At 41.9% G+C, this 6,311-nt stretch carries 5 protein-coding genes and 1 pseudogene; all 6 read left to right on the forward strand.

The window, feature by feature from the left end:
• Positions 1 to 78 precede the first annotated feature (78 nt).
• Positions 79 to 570 (forward strand): MarR family winged helix-turn-helix transcriptional regulator, encoded by a 492-nt coding sequence (locus tag ACEQ1T_RS20340; protein WP_370224472.1) that lies wholly within the window; start codon positions 79 to 81, stop codon positions 568 to 570.
• A gap of 38 nt (positions 571 to 608) precedes the next feature.
• Positions 609 to 1,175 (forward strand): hypothetical protein, encoded by a 567-nt coding sequence (locus ACEQ1T_RS20345; protein ID WP_370224473.1) that lies wholly within the window; start codon positions 609 to 611, stop codon positions 1,173 to 1,175.
• 239 nt (positions 1,176 to 1,414) lie between these two features.
• A complete protein-coding gene (locus ACEQ1T_RS20350) occupies positions 1,415 to 2,140 on the forward strand; it encodes a GntR family transcriptional regulator (protein ID WP_206843930.1) in 726 nt (241 codons plus the stop codon).
• Between the two features lie 192 nt (positions 2,141 to 2,332).
• Positions 2,333 to 3,466: an alanine dehydrogenase gene (ald, locus tag ACEQ1T_RS20355; protein WP_370224475.1), complete on the forward strand. Its 1,134-nt coding sequence runs from the start codon at positions 2,333 to 2,335 to the stop codon at positions 3,464 to 3,466.
• A 59-nt stretch (positions 3,467 to 3,525) separates the two neighbouring features.
• Positions 3,526 to 4,887 carry an aspartate aminotransferase family protein gene (locus ACEQ1T_RS20360; RefSeq protein ID WP_370224476.1) on the forward strand — a complete coding sequence of 454 codons (1,362 nt, stop codon included), beginning with the start codon at positions 3,526 to 3,528 and terminating at the stop codon, positions 4,885 to 4,887.
• A 65-nt stretch (positions 4,888 to 4,952) separates the two neighbouring features.
• Positions 4,953 to 6,251, forward strand: a pseudogene (locus tag ACEQ1T_RS20365) (sulfoacetaldehyde acetyltransferase); the annotation flags it as partial.
• Between the last annotated feature and the right edge of the window lie 60 nt (positions 6,252 to 6,311).

The raw sequence follows: 6,311 nt of genomic DNA on the forward strand, positions 1-6,311 counted from the left end.
ATTTTTTTTGCATAAAATCAGTCATCTCTCAAACAATACTTGTAAATACAATTGTATCTGCAAGTGAGGGGGAAAAGGATGAACATTTTATTGAAACAGCAGACATTGCTTGTCATAAGGGCACTATACTTCTGTATGGAAAAGAAGTGGGCAGAGCTTGAAAGGAAATTTAAGCTGACGCCTGCTCAGCAGCATATTCTGTTTCTGCTTGGCACCCATAATCAAAAACTAAGCCCGACCCAAATAAGTGATCTGGGCTGCTGGCATCTATCAACTGTAACCAGGCTTTTAAAACCGTTAAAGGAAAAAGGACTGATCGAAATCACGGCCAATAAAGAGCAGCTCCGCTATAAATGTGTAGCAATTTCCAAAAGCGGAAAGGAACTATTGGATCAGATTATGGATGAGGTAAAAGAGATGGAACAATTTCCGCTGAATATGAGTCATTTATCGGAAAACGAGCTTATGTCTTTCCTTGAATATGGGCAGAAGATATTAGGGGTTCAAAAAGGAGATACATTTAGAAAAATGCTGATTGATGCACGGGTAGAAAACTATGATTATGCATAATTCTATCAAGATGATGATGCGTTTAGGGAGGTAATTCTTTGAGTTATAGTGAATACTGGGAGCAGATATTCTCCCAAAGTGAAAAGATGAATGCACTCATTTCTTCCTATTGGAGAGAATACTCTGGTCTTGGAACCTGGCAGTTTTGGGTGGTTTTGGCACTTATGGTGCTGCCGCTCGTTATTGTATATCTATCAATTGACAGGACCAGGATATTTGAGATTTTCTTCTTTGGTTATACCGTGCATATTCTTTGGACGTACGCCGACAGCTTTTTGGAACGATATAGTTATTTTGTTCACACCTATTTTTTATTTCCCATGTTTCCCTATGCCCTGAACATGACAGCATCAGCTTTACCAGTCGGTTTCCTGCTGATTTATCAGTTCTGCACAAACCACAAGAAAAGCTTTCTGATTTACACGATTTTAGCAAGTGCCGTTTTTGCCTTTGGATTTGCCACACTTGAGGAATGGGCAGGCATGGTGCATTTTAAAAAGGGAATGAATCATTTCTATATCTTTCTGATCGATATCTCGATCGCTTATGCAGCCTATTTTTTGACAATGTTTGTTAAAAGAATGAGTGAGAATATCAAAGGATGACCAAAATCGAAAAAAATGAGCATCCCATCTCTAAGCAGATGGGATGCTCATTGTTAAACGTTCTCTTTCCATCGCTTCATTGGATTGTCTTGATCCTCATTTAATGGCAACCTATAATTAGAAAAAATTTTAAATACGCGCAACAGGATCTGCTGTAAATGGATGGATATTCATTCGGGTAACCTATATAATTAATTATACATTTTGATTATTTGAAAAATAGTAAGGAGGCATCCATTATGACAGAGTTAGATTCTAAAAGTCCTATTCCGCTTCACATACAATTAAAAAATAAGCTGCAGGAGCTCATAGACAATCGTTCTTTCAATGAGAAAATTCCAAGTGAAAGGGAGTTGATGGATACCTATAAAGTGAGCAGAAGTACAGTGAGAGAGGCAGTTTCCCATTTAGTCAACGAAGGTGTGCTAAAGAAAGTCCACGGAAAAGGCACTTTTATTTCAAAGAAACCGATTGAGGAGTGGCTGGGAAATATTACGAGTACAACAGAAGTGATTAAAAAAATGGGGATGAAGCCTGATGCAAAATTACTGGACAATGGCATTGTTGTTCCATCAAGAGAAATTGTGGAAGCCAGCGGACTTACAGAGGCATACTTTATAAAGCGAATTCGCTATGCAAACGATAAGCCATTGGCCCTTGAAAGTCAGTATTACCCTATTGAAATTGGTGAAAATCTCGCCCGATATGATATTGAAAAGGGTACACTGTATGATCTGCTGGAGCAAAGTTTAGACTTAAAGTTTTCAGAAGCTGAACAGATCATTACAAGCACTTATTTATCCAAGGAAGAAGCCGACCTGCTTGGTGTACCCTCTACATTAAGTGTGCTTCACATAGAGCGGTTATTATCAGACACAAATGGCAGCTTAATAGAATATTATTCTGCTTTTTTTCGTTCGGATATGTATTCATTTAGAATAAAACTATCAAAGAATTATAGTTAAATGCAGTGTTATTCAATTTTACAATAATATCTATTGATAATTCCGATAATATAAAATTTTTAGAAAATATTGAAAAGGAATAATGGTTATGTTTTAATTACAACTGAGGCTAGTCATACAACAACTGGTACGGACGACATGACGTCATGACGAGATGGTTAATATTTCTATTTTGCAGGATGGAGTGATGACATGATTATTGGTGTGCCAAAGGAAGTAAAGAATAATGAAAACCGGGTTTCCGTTGTTCCAGCAAGTGTTTCTGCATTTGTTAATGCAGGCCATACGGTCTGGATTGAGAAGGGTTCAGGTGCAGGAAGCGGCATCTCAGACGAGGAATACGAAAAAGCTGGTGCAACGGTTGTGTCAAGTGCAAAAGAGGCCTGGGCTGCGGATATGGTTATGAAGGTTAAAGAGCCTCAGCCAGTCGAATACCAATATTTCCGAAAAGGATTAATTCTCTTTACCTACTTGCATCTTGCAGCTGAACCTGAATTGACAAAGGCTTTGGTCGAAAAAGAAGTTACCTCGATTGCTTATGAAACCATTCAGCTGGATAACAAATCATTGCCTCTTCTAACGCCTATGAGTGAAGTTGCCGGAAGGATGTCTGTCCAGCTCGGAGCGCAATTTCTTGAAAAGATTCATGGCGGAAAAGGTGTCTTATTAGGCGGGGTTCCTGGTGTGAAGCCTGGAAAAGTGGTGATTATTGGCGGGGGAGTAGTTGGGACAAATGCCGCAAAAATGGCTGTCGGCCTTGGTGCAGATGTATGCATCATCGACATAAGTGCAGAAAGACTCCGCCAGCTGGACGATCTTTTTTCAGGCAGAGTGAGAACAGTCATGTCAAATCCGTTCAATATCGCCCAGGAAGTAAAACTGGCCGATTTAGTGATAGGGGCTGTCCTTATCCCCGGTGCAAAAGCACCTCAGTTAGTAACCGAAGAAATGGTTATGCAAATGGAAAAGAACTCGGTCATTATTGATGTTGCCATTGATCAGGGCGGTTCAATTGAAACCATCGATCATATTACCTCACATGATTCTCCAACTTATGTAAAGCATGGTGTTTTGCATTATGCGGTTCCAAACATTCCGGGCGCTGTAGCAAGAACTTCCACCTATGCCCTCTCCAACACTACAGCACCATATGCCTTAATGCTCGCTAATACAGGAATTGAAAAATCTATTTTAAAGTATCCTTTTCTTGAAAAAGGGGTCAATACCATGAATGGAAACGTCACTCATCAGAAAGTTGCAGAGGCGCATAACTATCCTTATACACCCACCCAGGAATTAATAAACAAGATTCCAGCCGCAACATGATTCCCATAAGGAAAGACAAAAAACAAACCTGAATTAATGAATAGAAGGAGGCAAGCAATATGTCTACGCTAGAACTTAATGATAACAAAAAGTTAACTGATCAGGACCAGGAACACTTGTGGCATGCGATGAGCCGGCATACAGAAGGAAGCAGTCCGATGATTGCCAAATCAGGTGAAGGCTCATGGTTTACTGATATGGATGGCAATCGATATTTGGATGGTGTATCCGGTCTTTGGTGTCTGAACCTGGGACATGGACGGAAAGAAATTGCAGAGGCTGCTGCAGAGCAAATGATGCAGCTGTCGTATTTTCCTCTGACATTAAGCCATGCACCAGCCATTAAGTTATCTGCAAAAATTAGTGAATTGCTGGGGGATTCCTATAAAACCTTTTTCTCAAACAGCGGTTCCGAAGCGAATGAAACCGCATTCAAAATAGCGAGGCAATACCATAATCAGAATGGCAATCCGGGAAAATATAAATTTATTTCGCGCTACCGTGCCTATCATGGTTCTACTTTAGGTGCTTTAAGTGCTACTGCACAGGCTAACAGAAGAGTGAAATACGATCCTGGCATGCCGGGGTTCCTGCATGTGCCGCCTCCTTACAGCTATCGCTGTCCATTTGGCGAGGATGTGAAGGATTGCGATAAAGTCGCAGCTGACATGATTGACCAGGTCATCCAATGGGAAGGTGCCGAAACGGTTGCTGCAGTCATAATGGAGCCTTTCATTTCAGGCGGGGGAGTTATTATCCCGTCCCCTGAATATCTGCAGAGAGTGGCACAAATCTGCAAAAAACATGATGTCCTCCTGATAATGGATGAAGTAGTATCCGGATTCGGGCGAACGGGCAAGATGTTTGGATTTATGCATTCAAAGGGTGTTCAGCCTGATATCGTAACAATGGCAAAAGGGTTGACCAGCGGTTATCTGCCACTTGGTGCTACGGCAGTTCATTCCAGAATTTATGAGAAATTTAAGGAACAGGGAACAGATAACCATTTTCGCCATGTCTCAACCTATGGGGGACATCCGGCAAGCTGTGCAGTTGCATTGAAAAATATCGAAATCATAGAAAGGGAGAATATTGTCAGCAGGGTAGAGGTGCTGGGTGAAAGCATTTTAAGCAGTTTAAAAGATTTGCAGGCTCATAAAAATGTTGGCGAAGTCAGAAGCACCGGTTTCTTGTATGGCATTGAATTGGTTGAAGACAAGGAAACGAAGCAGCCGGCTTCTGACCAATTATTGACAAAGATCATTGCACTGTGTAAAGAAAAAGGCCTGATCATTGGCAGAAATGGGGATACAGTGCCTGGCTTCAATAATGTCCTTATTATAGCTCCGCCGCTTTCTTCTACAGAAGAAGACTTAAAATTTGTTGTTGAGACGGTCAAAAATGCATTTAAAGAAATTTAGATAGGGAAAATTTGAATCTGATTAAGAGCTATCATCCTATTAAAACTGGAAAGGAAGTGCCCGCAATGGCAAAAGCAGAAAAAGAACTAGCAGTAATCAAAACAAGAAAGGTGAAAATGACACCAAGTGAGGCAATTGTAGAAACATTAGTTAAAGAAGGTGTCACACATATTTCCGGGATTTTGGGATCAGCCTTCATGGATCTATTAGACTTGCTTCCAACTGCCGGGATCCGCTTCATCGGCGTTCGGCATGAGCAAAGCGCTGCCCACATGGAAGATGCCTATACTCGAGTAAGCGGAGTTGCAGGGGTGGTCATTGGCCAGAATGGACCTGGAATCACCAATATGGTAACGTCGGTAGCGGCAGCGAATCAGGCTCACACTCCTATGGTCGTCATTTCTCCTTCAGCAGGAACACCTACCGTCGGATGGGACGGTTTCCAGGAGTGCGATCAGGTTTCAGTTTTTAAAGCGATCACGAAGGAAACCGTTAGGGTCACACATCCGGGACGGGTGGCGGATTGCCTGAGGACTGCCTTTAGAATTGCTTACGCAGAGAGAGGTCCAGTGTTATTTGATATTCCGCGGGATTATTTTTATGGTGAAGTGGAAGATGTAATCCTAGAACCGCATCAGTATCGCGTAGATAATAGGGGCTGCGGATCATTAGAACAGATTGATCAGGCTGTGGAATTGCTTTCATCTGCCAAAAATCCAGTCATCATTTCCGGCAGGGGAGTAGTGGATTCAGATGGAATAGAGGCAGTGAAGGAAATTGCCGATCATTTAACGATCCCTGTAGCTGTTTCCTATATGCATAATGATGCTTTCCCGGCAAATGAACCTTTAGCGGTGGGGCCTATTGGGTATATGGGGTCAAAAGCAGCTATGAACACATTAAAGGATGCAGATGTGGTGCTCGCTATCGGTACCAGATTATCTGTCTTTGGAACATTGCCATGCTATGACATTGATTACTTTCCGAAAAACGCAAAGATTGTCCAAATTGATATCAATCCCCGTAATATCGCCAGAACCCATCCAGTAGAAATTGGGATTATTGGTGATGCCAAAGCAGCTTCTGCTGAAATCGCAAAACGGCTGAAAGAAAAAGTACCAAATAAGCAATTCAATTCTGAGAGAATGGCGAGAGTCACAAATGAAAAAGAACAATGGGAAAAAGAACTTGTGGATCTGGCCATGGTGGAAGGAAGTCCAATTAATCCGCGCAGGGCGCTGCTTGAGCTTACAAAGGTCCTTCCGGAAAACGCAATTGTCACTACAGATATCGGGAATGTATCTTCTACCGCAAATGCCTATTTAAAATTCAATTCCGGCCGCCAGCATGTGGCAGCCTTAACAGATCGGAAGAGCGTCGTGTAGGGAAAGAGTGTAGACGAGCGTGTAGATCTCGGTGGTCGC

The organism is Cytobacillus sp. (genome assembly GCF_964223445.1).
Lineage (GTDB): Bacteria > Bacillota > Bacilli > Bacillales > Cytobacillaceae > Cytobacillus.

Coding starts and splice junctions, on each gene's coding strand:
- ACEQ1T_RS20340 (WP_370224472.1), top strand. CDS start 79: ATGAACATTTTATTGAAACAGCAGACATTGCTTGTCATAAGGGCACTA.
- ACEQ1T_RS20350 (WP_206843930.1), top strand. CDS start 1,415: ATGACAGAGTTAGATTCTAAAAGTCCTATTCCGCTTCACATACAATTA.
- ald (WP_370224475.1), top strand. CDS start 2,333: ATGATTATTGGTGTGCCAAAGGAAGTAAAGAATAATGAAAACCGGGTT.
- ACEQ1T_RS20360 (WP_370224476.1), top strand. CDS start 3,526: ATGTCTACGCTAGAACTTAATGATAACAAAAAGTTAACTGATCAGGAC.